This window comes from Longinema margulisiae (genome assembly GCF_025266855.1).
Classification (GTDB): domain Bacteria; phylum Spirochaetota; class Brevinematia; order Brevinematales; family Thermospiraceae; genus Thermospira.
Genome location: NZ_CP053071.1, coordinates 892,359 through 910,071, shown reverse-complemented (window position 1 = coordinate 910,071; position 17,713 = coordinate 892,359). Strand labels below are relative to the sequence as shown.

Genomic DNA, 17,713 nt, shown 5'->3' with positions numbered 1-17,713 from the left:
GTTTTTACCTCCTCTGTGTGCTGATTATTGAATGGAAGATGTCCTTTCATAGACCTTTTTCCCTCTCACATATGTGGCGAGGACTACCCCTCTCAGAGTTTTCCCCAAAAAGGCGGAATTTTTTGAACGGGAGTGAAGGTTTTGTTCATTGACCACCCAGGAGGCGTCTGGATTTACCACCGTGAGGTTGGCTATGCTTCCAGGGGAAAGCCTTCCTCGTTCTATGCCGAGGATGGAAGCAGGCCCTGTGGTGAGAAGGGAGAGCCATCGCTTCCGAAGGGGAGAGTAAGTGGTGGCTAAGGTGAAAAGCGACGAGAAAAGGGTTTCAACCCCAATGACGCCAAAGGGGGCTTTTTCAATACCAGCGGATTTTTCTTCAGCGGTATGGGGGGCATGATCGGAAGTGAGACAGTCAAGAGTACCATCGGCAAGAGCGGACAAAAGAGCCTTCCTATCCCTTTCTTCCCGCAAGGGAGGGTTCATCTTTTTGTTGGGGGTGTAGCCTTCTTTTGCCACATCTTCCTCTGTGAAAAAGAGGTAGTGGGGGCAGGTGTCAGCACTGATGAGTCCCGGGTACCATTTTTTCAAGAGGCGGATGGCTTCTACCGATTGCCAGGTCGAGAGATGGGTGAAATGGATACGAACTCCATAATACCCCGCGAGAAGACCCGCCTGCAAAATAGCAAGACTCTCGGCTTCTCTGGGCTGACCCTTGATTCCCCTTTGAGAGGCTACTTTGCCCTCATGGAGAGGATGCCCCTCGGCCAAAAAAGCGATTTCTGGATGTTCTATCCAGAGTTGACCTGTGGTGGTAAATGTCTCGCAGGCGGCGGCTATGAGCCTCTGCTCCTGGATACTCGAACCATCGTCGGTGAGCCAGAGACACCCTGCCTCTTTGAGAGAGACAAAATCTGAGAGTTCTTTTCCCTGCCTTTCGAGAGTCATGGCACAGGCCTGCAAAACCTCTACAATGGCTTTCTCTTCACAGAGACGCTTTACCATGTCGTATCGCTCTACTCTATCAAGGGGGGGAATGGTGTTGGGCATAGCAAGAACGGTGGTCACTCCACCGGCTGCAGCGGCCAGGGTGGCGCTGGCTATATCCTCTTTGTGAGTTTGTCCTGGTTCACGGAGATGAACATGCATGTCCACAAAACCGGGATAGACAAAAAGACCTTTCACTGAAATCTTGGGTTCCTGCTTCGATGAAAAACGAGGAGCTATGGCTTTGATTTTCTCCCCTTCAATCCATATCTCGAGGCGTCTTCCTGTAGGAGCAAGCACCTCATCAAATACAATACCACCAGAAAGAATCATGGCATCACTCCTTGATAAATCCGTCTATAGGGGTAATCTTTTTCAAAAAACCAGCCCTCTTTGAGAGGAAGATAGAGAGTTACCCTGTCTCCTTTTGTGAAGGGAAGGTTTTCATCCACTTCCCAGAAAAAAAGTTCGTTTTTGTATTCTATACAGAGGAGTTTTTTCTTCTCCCGAAAAAAGTGCTCCACCATGATGATAGGACCCTTGATTTCAACATCCCATTCGTCCAAGGGTTCTTGTCTGACAAGTGAGGGGAGAAGAACCACATCGCAGGCAAGCGTTTTTCCCCAGAGTTTCTGGAGAAGTTCTGAGGGGAGAAAATTCTTTCGAGACACCCCCATAAAAAGAGCGGTGATACGACTCGTGGGAGAAAAAGAGAGGTCCTCATAGGTCCCCTGCTGGATAAGGGAACCCCTGTCAAGGAGAACAAGCCTGTCACAAAGAGAAGCCATCTCTTCCTGGTTGTGGGACACAATGAGAGCCGTTTGTCCTCTTTTTTGTATCCATTTTCGCAGGAAATGTCTGAGGGTATCACGAAAAATGTCTTCAATATTGGCAAAGGGTTCATCAAGAAGCAGAATCTTTGCCTCAGAAGCGATGGCTCTGGCAAGGGCGATACGTTGTTTCTCTCCACCTGCCATGGTTTTGGGAAGCCTTCCTAAAAGATCTGAACTCATGAGATGAAGGTGTTCAAGGACCTCAGAAATCACAGGATGAAAACGGATGTCTTTGTCTTTTTTGAGAAGTCCCCGGATCCAGTAAAAAAAGCCGGCGTTTTTCCCACCACTGAGATGGGGATAAAGCACAAGCCGTTGACTCAAATAGGCCATGGAGCGTTCGGAGGGCGAAAGAGAGGAAAGAGCCATTCCCTCTAAAAATATCTCGCCCTCGGTGGGCTTTTCAAGTCCAATAAGAGCCCGAAGGAGCAGGCTCTTGCCTGCTCCGCTTGGGCCAAGAATACCGACAATTTCCTTTTCCTCGATATCGAGAGAAAGATGACAAAGCAGAGCCCTCTCATCTTCCTCTCGTGCTGAGTCCAGGGAGAGGGTGAGATTCTCTACCCTGAGATAACTCATGCTATTTTCCTATCTTGGGAAGTTGAACGTTGGGAAGGGCTTCCTGGGCTTTCTTCTTGAGAGCCTCTTCCTGTTCTTTCTTTATCTGCTCGATGCGGTTCTGTACCTCTTTCTTTTTCGTTTCAATGAGCTTCTCATAGGTGTTGATATCCGTGAGGGTTTTCAGAGAAACTTCGTTTAAGCCATGGAGATTTTTGGCAAGAATTTCATTTTTCTTGAGTTCACTCTCTAAAAGGGCATTGAGTTCTTTTTCGATTTTCTCTGAGACCTCTTTGGTAACCTTGGCTAAGTATTCCCCGATCTTTTTCTGAAGCAGGGTGTCAAGGGAACTCTGAAGGCTGAGTTGCATCTTGCCATCAGATAACATCGTGTAGGCAATCGAAACATCAAACCCTTTGGCATCCTCAAGAATCTCAGAAACGACCCTGGTAATAAAGTCAGAGGTGTCCACATTATCTAAACGGATGCTGGAAAAGACGGCCTTGATCTTTCCTGTGTTTTTGTCTCTATCCCACTGGAAGGCAGACTCAATCCTCATGGTGGCCGCAAAATTGGATATCCTGAGAAAACCAAGATTGTCCATGGAGAAGGGAAGCCCATCCCCTTTGAATTCGGCTACCATAATCGTGGGGGCATTGGTACGGATATCCATGCTGACGTTGAGCCCATAGTTAGCAAGCTTCTCTGTTTGCTGGTAAGTAAAAAGAATGGGTTTTGTCCATTTGTAGGGATCTGAAGAGACGTTTTCAAGTTTGCTTGCAAAACGTCTCTCTGGTGTGTCTACTGAGGACTGGAGGTTTTTGAGAAGGAAGGAGGGGTAGGGATCAGAGGGATAGGGGATGTTTCGCCCTTTGAGTCGTGTGTATCCCTGTTTCTTGGGTTTCTGAGAAGGGTCTGACTTAATCTTCTCGGCATATCCCCAGGCACGCATGCCATAGGTGTAGATTTTCCCAAGTTTTTTCTTCAAAAAGTCGTTAGCCAGTCCCTGAAGAATATTTTTGCCATCGGTGATAGGAAGAGAGATGAGTTGTTTGAGATAGGCTTTGTCTTCTTCAATAGCGGTGGTGATAGCCTTTTGTTGCAGAAGCATCTTGTCGTAAGTGGTTTTGAACTGCTGCCCTGTGGTTTTGATATCTCCACTGACAGAGGAGAGGTTTTTGCTGAAACTATCTATCTGGCCAAGAACCTTCTGGGCTTCTTCTATGGTTTTGATAGAAGAGACCTGGATATTTTGAAGCTCTTTGGCTTGAGAGGAGAGCTGTGCAATCTGGGCGTTTTTCTGCTCATAGGTTTTTGTCCACTGATCAATGGTGTTGGAAAGCTCTACGTTGGCTTGCTGGAGAACCTGTTCACTTTTCAGGTTGGTTCTCTGCGTGGCAACGAGACTGGAAAGATTGGCTGTAGCTTTTGAGAAATCAAAGGAAGGAGCGTTGTTCGTTGTTGCAGCTGTGGTTTCGGTTGGCTTTTCTGCTGCCTTTTTGTTTTTCTGGAGGGAAGGCAGGGTGCCCGGCGTGGTTCTGGGAGTGTTCCAACGAATGTCTTCACACTGGACGTTTTCAATGACCACCCGACCAAGGGTGAGAGCCTGCGCGTTGAGCTTGACTTCGGTTTTTCCGAGTTCAAAAAGATTTCGATAGGGTTCTTCAGAGTCTCCGACGCTGAGAGAACGGAATCGAAAAGAGAGCCGGGGAATATCAAGGCGTACCCCTACAATATCCACCTTGGCCTGGAATACCGAAGAGAGGGCGCTTTCGATGGCGTTTTCAAGAAGCCTGTTCTGGAAAAGGGCAAGGAAAACCGAGATACCTACAAAGATGACCCCGACGGCAATGAGCTTCCAGACCTGCAAAAAGGAATACCCCAGTTCAATTCGTTTGCCAATCTCCGAGAGAATCTGGATTTCTTCTGGGGTGAGATTTTTTCTGAGGACGTATCGCTTTTTCTTGTCCTGCTCAAAAAAGGTAGCCAGTTTCTCTCTATCGGCCTCGTTATAACATTTCTCTAAAAATCTTTCCCAGTGAGTCTGGGTGTATTTTATCCGAAACATCTTGTGAATTTTGGCTTTTTTGGGCTTTTTTTCCTTTGCCATAGCGTTCTCCTTTTCTCAGGATTTGATTTTGGTGGCTATGCCAGAAACACTTTTGTAGGTATTGATGAGCCCGGCAATAAGAGGAGAGGAAGTGAAGGCTTTGAACCATTTGCTATTGACAATTTTTTCTCGAATGACGCGCCTATAGTAGCGAATAGCGGGTACCATCACAAAGAGGATGGGAAAGTAGAGCAGTATCCCCGTGGCAAAAGCCCCCATCACCACCGTATTGTGTAGTCTCAAAAGGGGAATAAGAGGCATATTGAAAAAGGTATCATAGAAGTCTTCTAAAGCCGGGACGGTGAGGATGAGGTACCCCAAGCTGTCAAGAAAGGGATCCACAAAGGGGACAAAAAGCTTGCCGATAGCCATAACCACCATCATTACAGCCTGATTGATGGTGAAAAAGAAACTCACAAAGAAGATGCCCCACCACAAGAGATTGTTTGGCGGAATGAGAGCAAGCATCACACCAAAACCAATAGCTTCCGCTATTTCTAACGGATGCTGATTGGAGTTCAGGGCTTTGAAGATATTCACAAGCCATTTTAACACAATCATATCTCCCTCCTTGTTTGTTTTTTTACATTCTCTCTGGAGCGGAAACTCCTATAAGACGCAGACCCAAAGCAAGGACATTCTTGGTGGCCTTCACAAGGGTTGCACGATTGGCGGTTGTTTGGAGATCATCGGTGATGATCCGATGGACAGTGTAATATTTGTGGAAAACAGAAGCCACATCTTCAAGATACTGGGGGATTCGATGGGGTTCAAGAGCGGTAGCAGCATCCTGAACAATCTCCGGGAAACGAAGAAGCCGTGTAGCTAAAAGACGGGCTTCGGGACTGTCTACAATGGTTCCCTGAGGGACAGGAAGGTTCGATGGGAGGTTGCGAAGAATCCCGCAAATTCTGGCATGGGCATACTGGACATAAAAAACTGGGTTCTCTTCACTCTGCTTTTTGGCTTCTTCAATATCAAACTCTAAATGGGTATCGGCTTTTCGCATCACCATATAATAACGAAGAGCATCCCTGCCAATCTCTTCTAAGACTTCCTCGAGGGTAATCATATCCCCTGTGCGTTTTGACATGCGAACTGGTTCCCCATTTCTGTAGAGACTGACGAGCTGCCCAATAATGATACGAAAGTCTGTTTCTACCCCATCAGCCTGAGAAAGAAGCCACACAGCGGCCTCCATTCGTTTGACATAGCCATGATGGTCAGCCCCAAGGATGTTGTAGAGGTGCCGAAAGCCTCGTTTGATTTTATCTTGATGATAGGCAATATCCACAGCAAAATAGGTATATTCGCCATCTGATTTCACGAGAACGCGGTCCTTGTCATCTCCATGGTCAGTGGTACGAAGCCAGAGAGCCCCTTCTGATTCATAAGCCACCCCTGCTGATTTGAGAAAATCTAAGGTTTTCTGAACCATGCCGCTGTCATGGAGGGATTTTTCTGAGAAGTAGCGATCAAATTCGACACCAAAATTCTTGAGGGTTTCTTTTTGCCAGTTGAGAATATAGGTGACAGGGTCCTCGGTTTGTTTGGCCACATCGGTGATATAAGCCCCATGATACCCGTTCTCCGGGATCTCTTTCCCTTCTCTCACGGCCTGGATGGTTTCTCTGAGAAGACGTATCTGATTGCCTGCATCGTTGACGTAGAATTCCCGCCATACCTGTGCCCCAGCATATCTGAGAAGGCGAGCAAGAGAATCTCCAAGAGCGGCCCATCGTCCATGGCCGATATGAAGGGGACCGGTTGGGTTGGCACTCACATACTCAAGGAGAATCTTTTTTCCTTCGAGAAGATCGCTTGATCCGTACTGATCTTCTAAACACTTTCCCTGAATGAGAGTGTCCAGAAGAGACTCATTCACAAAAAAGTTGAGATAACCCGGTGCCACCACCTCAAGTCGGCATATATCAGTCCATTCCCATTTCTCTGCAAGCGTGCTCGCAATATCAAGTGGCTTTTGTCTGAGGGTTTTGGCGAGACTCATGGCCACCGAGGTAGAGTAATCCCCAAACTTGGGCTGATCTGGGTAGAGAATCGGAATGGAAGTTTCGATATTCCATATTTCTTTGAGGAGCATCGTAAGCTTCTCTCGTAAAAAAGACCGAAGAATCATGGCAACCCCTTTCAAAAAAATCTTGTCTATGTAGTATAGGACAAGAAGGGGAAAAAAGCAATTTCATTGTCTTCATCGGGAAGATGTTTTTTGTATGGTGTTTTGCTTACAGGAGGGGGGCGTTTTTTATTATGAGGGAGGGGATTTTTTTCTGAAAATGGTTAATGGCTATGACCTTATTTCAGCAAAGGAGGGTTACTAGCTGAAACAGGGTAATAGCCTTTGTTTTCTGATTTTCGCTTTTTCTCACATGAGGCGACTAGAAAAGAAATCTGAAGAGGCTAACATTTCTCTTGCGTCGTGAGAACAATTTGATTTTTTTGTTTTCGAATGATATAATGGTATCCAACAAATGAGAAAAGGGAAAAATGGTCGTAAGAGTGAGAAAAACGGGGAAATGAGACCATTTTGAGCCCTTTGCACATTCGTGCAAAGGGCTCAAGAAAGTAATAAAAAAGCAAAAAGTAGTATAAAAATATTCCTCTCCATAATAAATAAGCCGATTTTTTGAATAAAAAGACGAATAAGCCCTTGTAAACAGAAAAAACGGGGTTTCAGGGGCGTAGCCCCTGATCCAGACAGGGGAAAAATACCTATGCAAGGGGCTTATTTTTGGAAAGGAAGTTTCTTTTGCCAGATAACAAAAGAATGCTTTTGTAAAGAGAGTGCATACAAAGGTTCTGGAGTTGGGTATGGAAAACTGGCTTTTGCGGACGGAAGCCTTGGTAGGGAAAACGGTGCTTCATCGCTGGAAAAGTAGTCGGGTGATGGTCTTTGGAGTGGGGGGAGTCGGGGGAATGGCTATAGAAGCCTTGGCCAGGAGTGGCATAGGGCACTTTGTGGTGGTGGATTTTGATGTCTTTCATTCCACCAATCTCAATAGACAGGTTTTAGCCACACAAAGGACTGTGGGAAAAAGGAAGGTTCTTGCAGCGCAAGAACGGATCCAGTCCATCAACCCGGAGGCGGAGGTGGTGGCATTAGAGGCCTTTGTGGATCAGAGGGTCGGAGAGATCCTTGAGAAGTATTCGGTGGATTTTGTGATAGATGCCATTGATAGCCTTAACCCAAAGGTTTTTCTGCTTAAAACACTCTGGGAATGGAAGCTTCCCTTCGTTTCTGCTATGGGGGCGGCAGCCCGTTTTGATCCGATGGCCTTTTGTGTAGGGAAACTCTCCGATGTTCACGGTTGTCCTTTGAGCCGAAAAGTGAAACAGAGGCTTCGTCGCCTGGGAGTGAAGATAGAAGAGATCTCTGTGGTTTATTCACGAGAGATGGTGAGACAAGGGCAGGGACTTCTGGGCTATGAACCGGAAAAAAACACCTATGAACGGGGAAGAGAACGTATCCCGAGAGGAAGTATGGCCACAACAGTAATGGTGGCGGGACTTCTCTGTGCTCAGGTGGCGCTTCAGTATCTTTCTTCTCATGAGAAAAAAGGGGTCCACCATCCTTGTCCGAAAGATTGAGAGAACGTGAGTCAAAAGGTTTTTGGTGGGTTGTTTTACCTACTATATATACATATATATATAGAATCGTCTATGTGGTGTTCTCTGTGGCGTGAATAAGGAAAGCGAAGAATTTTTGCGTCGGTACGTATGGGGGAAGTTTTTTTGAAACTTGTCCGATGAAGTGGGGCTATTACCTTATTTCAGCTAAAGGGGTTTGTTTTGCTGAAACAAGGTAATAGCCAATGTTTGAGAAAGGGAGTGATAAAACCAGATTCTATGAACAAGGCGATCAGAGTGATGGAAGATTACTTTATAGCCTTTTAGAAACCCTCAATTTTTGATGGGCCTTTCTTCTGGAAAAGAGTGAAAAGACATCAAAAAGTTTTCTGAGACCTTTGCACATTCGTGCAAAGGTCTCAAGAAAGTAAAAAAAGTGGCATAAAAATATACCTTTCCATAAATAAACAATCCTATTTTTGGACAAAAAAGACAAATAAACCTTTGTAAACAGAAAAACGTGGTTTCAGGGGCGTAGCCCCTGACCCAGACAGGGGAAAAAAACACCCCTGCAAGGTTCTCTTTCTGGTAGTTTCCTTTTGACTTTTTTGGGGGAGTTCTGTATATTTATGTACGACAAAGGAGATGGTATGAATATTCTTGAAATCCGAAATCTCAGTGTTTCTGTGGAAGAGAAGATGGTTCTTAAAAACATCTCCCTTACTATTCCTGAGGGAGAAACCCATGTTCTTTTTGGACCAAACGGTTCAGGGAAATCCTCTCTGATGCTTACCCTTATGGGCTTTCCTCAGTATAAGGTGGTCAGTGGAGAGATTCTTTTTAAGGGAAAGGATATTACCCACCTTCCTACTTCTGAACGGGCCAAGATGGGGATAGGGATAGCCTTTCAATCTCCTCCGGCCATCAAGGGATTGAAGTTGGGAGGACTTGTTCAAGAACTTGCCGGGCGTTTTTTTCCTGATTTTTCTCTGAAAGAGGAGAGTGAAAAACTAATCATGGAGAACTACCTTCATCGTGATGTGAATCATGGTTTTTCTGGTGGGGAGCGGAAGCGTTCTGAGATTCTCCAGATCTCGGCACAGAATCCGGATCTTGTGCTTCTTGACGAACCTGAATCCGGCGTGGACATTGAAAACATGAAAACAATTGGTGAGGCAATTCGTTCCATTCTTCATCGTGGGGCAAAAGAAAAACGGACCAAGTCCGCCTTTATCATCACCCACACGGGGTATATTCTTGACTATTTGGCGGCTGATTGGGGATATGTTCTTGTTGATGGACAAATTCAGTGTGAGAATAACCCCTATGAACTTCTCAAACTGATTGAAGAGAAGGGGTTTCAACTCTGTGAGGTGTGTGAACTGGCAAAACACAAGGAGTAGGTTATGGCTCTTGATAAGAATCTTCTTCAGGACACCCAGAAGGTTGGGTATACAGGGGATAGTGATGTGAAATTAGCCGTGGTCAATGATCACGTGGAGGAGTTTTCGTCGGCGGAGAAGGGTATCACTATTCTCCCGATGTTTATGGCGGTGAAAGAATTTCCCTGGCTAAAGGAAAAGATGTGGAGTCTGATAAGCCCTGATAAGGATGAATATACCCGTTTGGCGGCCCAGGAAAATACCCTTTCGGGGTATTTTATTCATGTGGCCAAGGGGGTGAAATCCACAAAGCCCATTCAGACATGTCTTTTTATCAATATGGAGAAGTTTGTTCAGACGGTGCACAATGTGGTGGTTCTTGAGGAGGACGCGGAAATTTATCTTTTCACAGGGTGTGCCACAGCTCATTATGTCAAAACGGCAAGCCATATCGGGATTACAGAGATTTTTCTTGCTCCCAGGGCAAAACTGAACTATACCATGATCCATGAGTGGGCTGAGGTGGTGGAGGTGCGTCCACGAACGGCTATTTCTATAGAAGAAGGGGCGCAGTTTATTTCAAACTATATTTCTCTCAAAGCGGTGAAACATCTTCAAAGTATGCCAACGGCCTATCTCAGGGGGAAAGGGGCATCAACGTCTTTTAATTCTCTCATCTACGCTCCTGAAGGGGCCTACTATGATACAGGGGCTCGTATTGTGTTTGAGGCGCCACTCACTCATGGTGAGGTGATCAGCCGGAGTGTGACTCATGGGGGAACGGTTATTGCCAGGGGTGACCTTGTGGCCCAGGCTGAGGAAGTGAAGGGGCATGTAGAGTGTGATTCTCTTCTTTTATCGGATGGTGGGCTTATTCAGGCTATTCCTGTGCTGGAGACCAAAGTGGCCAATGTGTCTCTCACTCATGAAGCCGCTGTGGGTAAGATTGCCCAGGAGGAACTTTTCTATCTTATGAGTCGTGGGCTTTCAGAGGCAGAGGCCAAAAGTATGATTGTGAAGGGTTTTTTAGATGTGGATACCTTCCGTTTGCCTGAACATCTTCGCCCCCGTGTGGAGCAAGTGCTGAAGCTTCTTGAAAATGGTGGTATTTGATGGCTTCTCATTCGCTGAATTTTCCTGTTGAGAAGGCAGATCTCCTGCGACAGGAACTGGATGGGGATGGTTTTTCTTTTCGTCCGCTTCAGTATGGGTACTGGCAAGCGGTAGGGAAGGGTGTCTCTGTGTCTCTTTACCACAGTGGTCGACTTGTGCTTCAGGGAGAGGATGGGGCTATTCATGAGGTTTTAGAGAGTGTGAAAGTGTTCTTAACAGAAGCTTCTTCTCAGATTGGATGTGATGAATGTGGAAAAGGGGATGTGTTTGGTCCGCTGGTTATGGTGGCTGTTGGGGTTTCAGCGGAAAATGTGGTGAAACTGCAGATGATGGGCATTTCCGAGAGTAAAAAAGCAACCCCGAATCAGCTTGGTGAATGGTATCAGAGGATTCGTTCTCTCTGTGAGGTGGAGGAACTCATATGGGAACCAGAGGCCTATAACGATCTCTATGAGCGGTATCGTAATCTCAATACTATTCTTACCCTGGGGTATGAGGAACTCATTCGTCGCTTTGATGGGAAATGGGACGAGGTGGTGGTGGATGCCTATACTCAGGATGAGAAGACAAGGGAAATGCTTTCAAAAGTTTCACCGGGAAAGTTTATCCTTGAAACGCATGCCGAGCGCTATCCTGCCGTGGGGGCTGCTTCGCTGGTTGCAAGAAAGCTTTTCTTAGAGTGGTTTGAGCGACAGGATAAGGATCTCCCCAAAGGGTGTGGACAGGCGGCGAAGGATCTTTTTCTTCAGATGAGGGCATCTGATGCTAAAGGTCTGCGCCGGTATGCGAAGATGCACTTTTTTTCGGAGGGGTAGAGGGCGTGGGATTTCCTGCTATTCCCTTATTTCAACTAAAAGCCCCCTTTTGCTGAAACATGGGAATAGCTAAAGTGCAAACTCGGTGCGTGTCCAGAGAAAAAGCGGTAGGTTTTGCTGAAACAAAATAATAACCAAAGTCTGTAGCCAGCCTTTTCCCCTTCTTTTTAATTCCTTCCAAGATCCATTTCCCCTGAACGAAGAATAAACTCTCTTCCATCATCACTCTTTTTTCTTTTTGCGAACGAATATCCAGACAAGAAACCTATTTCCAACTGAAAAAGTTTTCTACTTTTCGCTTTTCAGGACAAGAAGTATGAACACCTCAGGAAAAAGACCAAACCCTCTAAGACTTTCCTAGAGGACGATTGGCTCCTCAATAAGTGTCTGGTAAGGAAGCAGAAGCTCTTCCCTATTTATCATCGACAAAAGCTTTTTCATTCGAAGGTCAGAGTCCTGATACAATGAAAAAAGACAAAACTCATCAATGTAGCGCTGAGGGTGTTTTCGACAGCCATGGTGATAAAGGTTTTCAAGTCGGTTAACAAGTTGCTGAAAGATATCAGAAAAAGCTTCAGGAGCATCAAGAATGGCCCTCATGCTTTGGCAGGAGAAGAGTGTCTTAAGACTATCGCACGAGATATTCTCTACAAGGTGAATGTGAAAATGGGTGGGAGAGGACGCATTATCACATTCGATAAGCTGAAAGGGCCGTTTCTTTTCCCTCTGGACTTTTTTGATGCCAGGGAGAAGAAAAAATTTCCGAAGAAGGTGGCGAAGGTGGTGTTTTTGCCTTGCCGAAAGGGCTCGCATCAGGTTACGGACCTTGTGGAGAAGTAGCCAGGCGGCTTTGTAGCTTACCCCAAGATGTTTGGCAAGACTCACGCCGTTAACGTTTCCCTCGCAGATAATAGCCATAGCGCAGAGCCAGGTTTTGAGAGAAAGATGGCTTTTGCGCATGATAGAGATGCTTTTGATGGAAAACTGGTAACGGCAATGCTTACACTGGTAGAGAGGACGACTGGAAAGTCGGTAGGCGGAATTTTCACATCGCGGACAGCGGATTTTGCCGTGCCAGAAGAGATCTTCAAAAAGTTGTACAGTCTCTTCTTCGCTGTAGGTGAAAACATCTTTTGTCATAGGAGCCTCCTGTTTTTTCTCTGTATATATTATCGAAAAAATATTGTCAAGGTTGTCCAGAATTGGTTAGAAAGTTGTTATGGTAGGAAATTTTTCTCGTGCTATTCCCTTGTTTCAGCAAAAAAAGGGGGGGTGCTGAAATAAGGTGATAGCCAAAGGAGCAATTGTACTATCCTCGTTGACCCCAGAGCATATGGTTTTGCTGAAATAGGGTAATAGCCAAGGTCTTTGGGAAGCGTATGTTTGCTGACACATAGTATTAGGACCTGCTCTTCTCTCTGGGAGAAGGGCGCTGGAAATTTTTGCTATTCCCTTATTTCAGCCAAAGGGGGCTTGTTTGCTGAGACAGGGTGATAGGAAGGGGTGTGTGGGGTTTGTATGGCAGTGGGTTAAACGTTTAATCAGGGGGTGGTTGGCTGAAACAAGGGAATAGCCAAAGGCTAAAACCTCACCTCTTCTTCCCCTTGTCTCATGAGTTTTGCTGAAATAAGGTGATAGCTGAGGTTTTTCTTCTCCAAAGACGATATTTCTATTGAGTTGCGAGAATAATTGCAAGAATTCTCCCTTGACATTTTCCTTTTCTACTGGTATAATGGAAGGGTAGATGAATAAGAAGGAGGTTTTATGGCACTTCTTCTTGAACTGTATGATGCTCTTCGAGAGACAGTAGGAGATGAAAAGGCGCGGAAAGCCGTAGAAGATCTTGAAAATCATATTCATCAGATTAAAGCTGAACAGGCAACGAAGTCAGACATTGCTTTGATTCTTGAGCAAATGGATAGACGTTTTGAACTCATGGAAAAGCGCATTGAGCAGGTGGAAAAGCGTTTTGAACACGTGGAAAGGCGTTTTGAACAGATTGACAAACGTTTTGATCTTATGAAAGAAGAAATGGACAGGCGGTTTGAACAGATAGAGCGAAGGTTCGATTTTGTACAGTGGCTTATTGTTGGAGTTGGTGGCTTCATTTCAGTGCTTATCACATTGTTTCAGTTTCTTCTTCGGCAATTATAGGGTTTTATGTGGGAGGGAATTGTCGTTAGATATAGTTTGCTGATGTACTTTTTCTCTGGCTATATCGATGTTTCAGCCAAGAGGCGTGGATTAGCTGAAATAAGAGAATAGCAAAAACCAAACAGGCGTGGTAGGTGTTCTGGTCAGTTTTGCTGAGACAGGGTAATAGCCAGGGTGTTGGACCATCTTTTTTGGCTAAAAGAGGGCGATAGCCACTTCTCTGGTTATTGGAGAGATCGGTTAAACTTTTAACCTTTGTGGTATTTTGCTGAAACAAGGAAATAGCCTAGCACCAAGCCCCCCTCTCTCTTACCATTTATTCCCCCATCTTACCTTCTATCCCCGAAATCTACTCTAAAAAACCAAAAAAAATCACCAAAACCCCTTGACAAACAAAAATTTTTGTGTATAATACTACATAGAAAACCTTAAGAAAAAATCCGAAAGGAGGAGGTAAAAGGTTATGAAGAGAATTTTTGGGTTAGTTTCGGTGTTGTTGGTGTTAGGTCTGGTTGGGTGTGCGCAGGTTGGTGCTGATCAGGTGGTTATGGCTCAAAAGGCTGGTTCCATCACTCTTTATATTGCGGCTGATGCGGAGGGAGATAACACTCCTGCTGCGGGAGATGACTTGTGGGCTGTGGGGGAGCTTGGATCCGCACTTGGTGGGACAGTTGATTTCTGGTCAGCAAAGGCAAAATATATTGGCGACTATGGGACTGATATTACAGTAACCACCACTGTAGCTTTGGATACAGTTTCTTCCCAGTGGGGAAGCCCGACCACTCTTGAATGTAAGTTTCTTTATTTAGCAGATGGTGGTGTGCCAGGAACGGATCCTCATACTGAGTTTACGACGGCCAATGTTTCATTGCTTTTCTATGCTGCGGCTTCGGATTTTGGTACAGAAAAGACGACTTCGTATACGGGTATTACCTATAAGATTAATCCTTAAGTAAACGTTTATCGAAAGGAGGAAGATTGATATGAAAAGATTATTGGGAGTAATGGCAATTATTGCCCTTGTAAGTTCGGTTGCTTTTGGCGTAACAGGTGAGATCTTTACAAAGATTAAAGAGGGTGGTGTAAGTGAGGGAGATACGGGCTTTAAGCTCAATTATGATGCTTTTGGAGTTGAGTACAAATTTGTTGAAAAATTTGCGTTTGAAGGGGTAAATCTTTATAGCCCTGGATATGTAAATGTGACGGGTATTAAAGCAGGTCCTCTTACGTTGGGTGCAGGGGTCATTCTTGCATTTGGGTATGATAATCCTTTTGTGACTATTACTACTAATCCTGCAGCCACCAATAATAATGGGGATGCAGAGGTAAGGGCTTACAGTATTGATGTGAAGCCCCGGATTGCTCTTAATATTGGAAGCATCAATATAACCACTTCTGATCAGAGCCGAATTATTTTCAGAGAACAGGCAACGACTTCTTATGCAGTCGATTATAGTGCAACGAATAAGACGGGTGCCCGGCTTTGGGAAGTGAAAGTTGGTGCTAATATGAAGGGAGCATGGAATGGAGAGCTTGGTGGTTTTTACCATATTGCTGTAAAGGAAGTGCAGAGTACTGGATCTTGGACAAAAGAGTATGTGCAGGACCCTAATGATCTAGATCTTCACAATGGTATCAATTCTTGGGGAGATTTTACCTTGCCTTTAAATAGCGATATGGATTTCTATGTAAAGGGCTGGTTTAAATGGGATAATACCAGAGCAGACACGAAGACAATTACAGCTCCTGGGATTACTAATATTTCAGCTACTTATGGTTCGTCAGCTTATTTTGGTCCTGAAGTTCGTGTTCAATACAAAATTGCTGGTGGGCAGGTGAAATTGAATCTGGGTGCAGGGTTGGCGTGGAAACTTTGGGAAAACAGTTATAATGAAATTACGATGCTCAATAATGTAGAAACTAACATTGTAACTACAAATACTCAAAGTTCATGGATTACCCTCTATGGTGTAAAGCGTGATGAAAACCGCGCTCTCATGCAGTTTGGTGGTTCTACCAAGTTTGGTGATTGGGAATTTGGTATTGATTCTCGTCTGGACTTTTCAGTATCTTTGTATCAGGAAACGTTTGTGCCATCCACTGGTACCAAGACAACAGTGGTGTTGAATGATACTGCTCCCTGGAGTGAACCTCTCTTCATTCCTATTGTGAAGACCATCTATCTCAAGTACTCTAAGAGCATGTTTACTGTGACCTTCAATATCATCAATGATAAGGAAAGAGGATCTTACGAGGATACCGGTGTTGGCTTTGGTACCGATGCTACCAAGCGCTGGTTCTACTCGGTTGACTTTAGCTACAAGTTCTAAGGGTTGAAAAAATTATTCAAAGCGGCAGGGATTCCCTGCCGCTTTTTTTTATTTTTATACTGGTTCTTTTGTGAAGAGGAGACCTTTGCACGAATGTGCGAAGGTCTCAAAAAAGTAGTAAAAAACAAAAAATAGTATAAAAATATTATTTATCATAATAAATAATTCTACTTTTTTGAATAAAAAAGACAAATAAGCCCATGTAAACAGAAAAAGCGGGGTTTCAGGGGCGTGGCCCCTGACCCAAGCAGGGGAAGAAAACACCCGTGCAAGGGTCTCAAGAGGATAATTTACCTTCCTCGTTTTCCAAGAAAGGAAGGGAGCGACTTTGTCTTAATCAACAGAGATATCCTACCTAAAATATTCTTTGAGAGAGCCTTTTATAACTTGGGCAATTCTTCTAAAAAAATGGTAACGTTTTTTTCAGGAGACCTGCAGTGGGAAGATGAGGAAAAGCAAAAAAAGTTCCTCCCTGGCCGATAATAGGACACAAGGAGGAACCCATGCGTAAAGAATTCACCTTCACTTTGACTATCGACTACCCTGACACAAAACTTGAGACGTTAGTGGTGGTTTTTCTCCAGGCCATCAAAGGAGTGTTTGAGTCATTTGTTCATCAGATTTCTGTAGAAGTGGCAGAAAAAGAAATAAAAGAAGGTCGTATCACCTGTACATGCGGAGAAAAACATCACTTCATATGGAAAACAAAGCATGGAAAAAACACTGTTTTTGTTCTGATGCCCTTTGGAAAGATCACTCTTCCTCAGCTCCAAATTCAATGCAAAAAGTGTGGAAGAAAACTTTTTCTCACAAGATCTCTTCTTGGTGTAGAAAAGCGAAAAAGGCAAATCCTGAAAGATATCTACAGAGTGGCTTTAGCCGGGGCTCTTACCACCTATCGAGTGGCCGCTCGTATTCTTTCCTTCACAGGGTATAAAATAGGTCTTAGCACCCTCTGGAAAAACCTTCAAAATATTGGGAGAAAGATACATTTCAGTATCTCAGAAAAAGAAAAACCCTGTGGAGAAGCCGATGGGACGGGTATTCCTGTTCAGGGCAAGAAAAAAGGAGAAGAAGCTAAAATTCTTTTGCAGGAGAGGCAACAAGCCTCCCCATTGACAGGAAAAAATACAAGAATAGCAGGCCTTCTTGTGGATAATTACCATGCAGGTTGGGACAAACTTCTTAAGCCCATTCAAGAAAAACACTCTTTTTCTCGGTTTTTTCTTGTTGTCGATGGAGATACAGGGATTAACCAGGGCAAACATCCCGGTATCGTTTTTCAACGATGTTTGTGGCATGTAAGTTATCAATTGAAGTATTTTCTTCGTCTTGATAGAGTGAGATATCGTTCTTCTGAGTGGACAAATATTGTCGCTGAAACAGGGAAAGCCTGTTTCTTGGGGTACAAAAATGACTGGCAAACAAGACTTGGTTATCAAAGCGAGCGCAGACAGCATATTCAGAATCTTCTTGACTTATTTCACGAAAAAGGGCGCAAACATTGTTTTTATTATCTTCTTCGTGCTCAAAAAGACATGTTCGCCTGTGACAGTGAAGATGGTTTGCCAAGAACAACCTCAAGGGCAGAACGGCTGATGCGAACCATAAACCAGAGAATGGATGTGGGGGTATGGAAAAGAGAAGGGGCAACCAATGTTCTTGCTGTGCGTTTGCATTACTACTATAATCGTGATGAGGCTATCGATGGTGTCTACTGGCAGGATGTGATATAAAACATAGGGATGGTACGTACTTATTGCCCTGTTTTATGGCCTAAAAAGGGTACTTTCCCCAGAAAAAACTTGTTTATCTAAAATGTTCCCTGTATACTACAGTTGACAAAAAT

General features: G+C 44.6%; 16 protein-coding genes. 8 read left to right on the top strand and 8 right to left on the bottom strand.

The annotated features are described in order from the left end of the window. Positions 1-24: 24 nt before the first annotated feature. From BREVNS_RS04110 to BREVNS_RS04090, 5 genes are read right to left on the bottom strand one after another with little or no spacing between them, the layout of a single operon-like run. A complete protein-coding gene (locus tag BREVNS_RS04110) occupies positions 25-1,317 on the bottom strand; it encodes a dihydroorotase (protein ID WP_483427786.1) in 1,293 nt (430 codons plus the stop codon). Then, complete coding sequence (locus BREVNS_RS04105; protein ID WP_483427785.1) at positions 1,314-2,396, bottom strand: ABC transporter ATP-binding protein; 1,083 nt, start codon at positions 2,394-2,396, stop codon at positions 1,314-1,316. The genes BREVNS_RS04110 and BREVNS_RS04105 overlap by 4 nt, the downstream gene beginning before the upstream one ends. Before the next feature lies 1 nt (position 2,397). After that, positions 2,398-4,485 carry a TIGR03545 family protein gene (locus BREVNS_RS04100; protein ID WP_483427784.1) on the bottom strand — a complete coding sequence of 696 codons (2,088 nt, stop codon included), beginning with the start codon at positions 4,483-4,485 and terminating at the stop codon, positions 2,398-2,400. 15 nt (positions 4,486-4,500) lie between these two features. Then, the gene (locus tag BREVNS_RS04095; protein WP_483427783.1) at positions 4,501-5,046 is read right to left on the bottom strand and encodes a TIGR03546 family protein; all 546 of its coding nucleotides are present in this window, start codon (positions 5,044-5,046) and stop codon (positions 4,501-4,503) included. 22 nt (positions 5,047-5,068) lie between these two features. Continuing rightward, the gene (locus BREVNS_RS04090) at positions 5,069-6,622 is read right to left on the bottom strand and encodes an arginine--tRNA ligase (RefSeq protein ID WP_483427782.1); all 1,554 of its coding nucleotides are present in this window, start codon (positions 6,620-6,622) and stop codon (positions 5,069-5,071) included. A 692-nt stretch (positions 6,623-7,314) separates the two neighbouring features. Here BREVNS_RS04090 and BREVNS_RS04085 point away from each other — a divergent pair. The 4 genes from BREVNS_RS04085 to BREVNS_RS04070 all read left to right on the top strand — a co-directional run bounded on the left by BREVNS_RS04085 (position 7,315) and on the right by BREVNS_RS04070 (position 11,380). After that, positions 7,315-8,091 carry a tRNA threonylcarbamoyladenosine dehydratase gene (locus BREVNS_RS04085; RefSeq protein WP_483427781.1) on the top strand — a complete coding sequence of 259 codons (777 nt, stop codon included), beginning with the start codon at positions 7,315-7,317 and terminating at the stop codon, positions 8,089-8,091. A 635-nt stretch (positions 8,092-8,726) separates the two neighbouring features. Then, positions 8,727-9,473, top strand: a complete 747-nt coding sequence (locus BREVNS_RS04080; RefSeq protein WP_483428032.1) for an ABC transporter ATP-binding protein — start codon at positions 8,727-8,729, stop codon at positions 9,471-9,473. Between the two features lie 3 nt (positions 9,474-9,476). Continuing rightward, entirely contained in the window at positions 9,477-10,565 is a 1,089-nt protein-coding gene (locus BREVNS_RS04075; protein WP_483427780.1) for a SufB/SufD family protein, read from the top strand. Beyond that, positions 10,565-11,380 (top strand): hypothetical protein, encoded by an 816-nt coding sequence (locus tag BREVNS_RS04070; protein WP_483427779.1) that lies wholly within the window; start codon positions 10,565-10,567, stop codon positions 11,378-11,380. Before BREVNS_RS04075 ends, BREVNS_RS04070 begins: the two co-directional genes overlap by 1 nt. A gap of 31 nt (positions 11,381-11,411) precedes the next feature. Here BREVNS_RS04070 and BREVNS_RS04065 read toward each other — a convergent pair whose 3' ends face one another. After that, positions 11,412-11,600, bottom strand: a complete 189-nt coding sequence (locus tag BREVNS_RS04065; protein ID WP_483427778.1) for a hypothetical protein — start codon at positions 11,598-11,600, stop codon at positions 11,412-11,414. A 137-nt stretch (positions 11,601-11,737) separates the two neighbouring features. Beyond that, positions 11,738-12,520 (bottom strand): transposase, encoded by a 783-nt coding sequence (locus BREVNS_RS04060; protein ID WP_483427777.1) that lies wholly within the window; start codon positions 12,518-12,520, stop codon positions 11,738-11,740. A 624-nt stretch (positions 12,521-13,144) separates the two neighbouring features. Here BREVNS_RS04060 and BREVNS_RS04055 point away from each other — a divergent pair. After that, positions 13,145-13,534, top strand: coding sequence for a hypothetical protein (locus BREVNS_RS04055; protein WP_483427776.1), 390 nt, complete (start codon positions 13,145-13,147; stop codon positions 13,532-13,534). 25 nt (positions 13,535-13,559) lie between these two features. On the opposite strand, the gene BREVNS_RS04050 is transcribed toward BREVNS_RS04055, so the two are convergent. Beyond that, positions 13,560-13,811, bottom strand: coding sequence for a hypothetical protein (locus BREVNS_RS04050; RefSeq protein ID WP_483427775.1), 252 nt, complete (start codon positions 13,809-13,811; stop codon positions 13,560-13,562). A 186-nt stretch (positions 13,812-13,997) separates the two neighbouring features. On the opposite strand from BREVNS_RS04050, the gene BREVNS_RS04045 reads away from it, so the two are divergent. The 3 genes from BREVNS_RS04045 (at position 13,998) to BREVNS_RS04035 (ending at position 17,600) form a co-directional block, all read left to right on the top strand. Next, positions 13,998-14,486 (top strand): hypothetical protein, encoded by a 489-nt coding sequence (locus BREVNS_RS04045; protein WP_483427774.1) that lies wholly within the window; start codon positions 13,998-14,000, stop codon positions 14,484-14,486. 31 nt (positions 14,487-14,517) lie between these two features. After that, the gene (locus tag BREVNS_RS04040) at positions 14,518-15,864 is read left to right on the top strand and encodes a hypothetical protein (protein ID WP_483427773.1); all 1,347 of its coding nucleotides are present in this window, start codon (positions 14,518-14,520) and stop codon (positions 15,862-15,864) included. A 503-nt stretch (positions 15,865-16,367) separates the two neighbouring features. After that, entirely contained in the window at positions 16,368-17,600 is a 1,233-nt protein-coding gene (locus BREVNS_RS04035; protein WP_483426599.1) for a hypothetical protein, read from the top strand. The last annotated feature ends 113 nt before the right edge of the window (positions 17,601-17,713 follow it).

What these genes read in the sequence shown, in the direction of transcription:
- BREVNS_RS04110 (WP_483427786.1), bottom strand. Translation starts at nt 1,317, where the DNA reads ATGATTCTTTCTGGTGGTATTGTATTTGATGAGGTGCTTGCTCCTACA.
- BREVNS_RS04105 (WP_483427785.1), bottom strand. Translation starts at nt 2,396, where the DNA reads ATGAGTTATCTCAGGGTAGAGAATCTCACCCTCTCCCTGGACTCAGCA.
- BREVNS_RS04100 (WP_483427784.1), bottom strand. Translation starts at nt 4,485, where the DNA reads ATGGCAAAGGAAAAAAAGCCCAAAAAAGCCAAAATTCACAAGATGTTT.
- BREVNS_RS04095 (WP_483427783.1), bottom strand. Translation starts at nt 5,046, where the DNA reads ATGATTGTGTTAAAATGGCTTGTGAATATCTTCAAAGCCCTGAACTCC.
- BREVNS_RS04090 (WP_483427782.1), bottom strand. Translation starts at nt 6,622, where the DNA reads ATGATTCTTCGGTCTTTTTTACGAGAGAAGCTTACGATGCTCCTCAAA.
- BREVNS_RS04085 (WP_483427781.1), top strand. Translation starts at nt 7,315, where the DNA reads ATGGAAAACTGGCTTTTGCGGACGGAAGCCTTGGTAGGGAAAACGGTG.
- BREVNS_RS04075 (WP_483427780.1), top strand. Translation starts at nt 9,477, where the DNA reads ATGGCTCTTGATAAGAATCTTCTTCAGGACACCCAGAAGGTTGGGTAT.
- BREVNS_RS04070 (WP_483427779.1), top strand. Translation starts at nt 10,565, where the DNA reads ATGGCTTCTCATTCGCTGAATTTTCCTGTTGAGAAGGCAGATCTCCTG.
- BREVNS_RS04065 (WP_483427778.1), bottom strand. Translation starts at nt 11,600, where the DNA reads ATGGAAGAGAGTTTATTCTTCGTTCAGGGGAAATGGATCTTGGAAGGA.
- BREVNS_RS04060 (WP_483427777.1), bottom strand. Translation starts at nt 12,520, where the DNA reads ATGACAAAAGATGTTTTCACCTACAGCGAAGAAGAGACTGTACAACTT.
- BREVNS_RS04055 (WP_483427776.1), top strand. Translation starts at nt 13,145, where the DNA reads ATGGCACTTCTTCTTGAACTGTATGATGCTCTTCGAGAGACAGTAGGA.
- BREVNS_RS04045 (WP_483427774.1), top strand. Translation starts at nt 13,998, where the DNA reads ATGAAGAGAATTTTTGGGTTAGTTTCGGTGTTGTTGGTGTTAGGTCTG.
- BREVNS_RS04040 (WP_483427773.1), top strand. Translation starts at nt 14,518, where the DNA reads ATGAAAAGATTATTGGGAGTAATGGCAATTATTGCCCTTGTAAGTTCG.
- BREVNS_RS04035 (WP_483426599.1), top strand. Translation starts at nt 16,368, where the DNA reads ATGCGTAAAGAATTCACCTTCACTTTGACTATCGACTACCCTGACACA.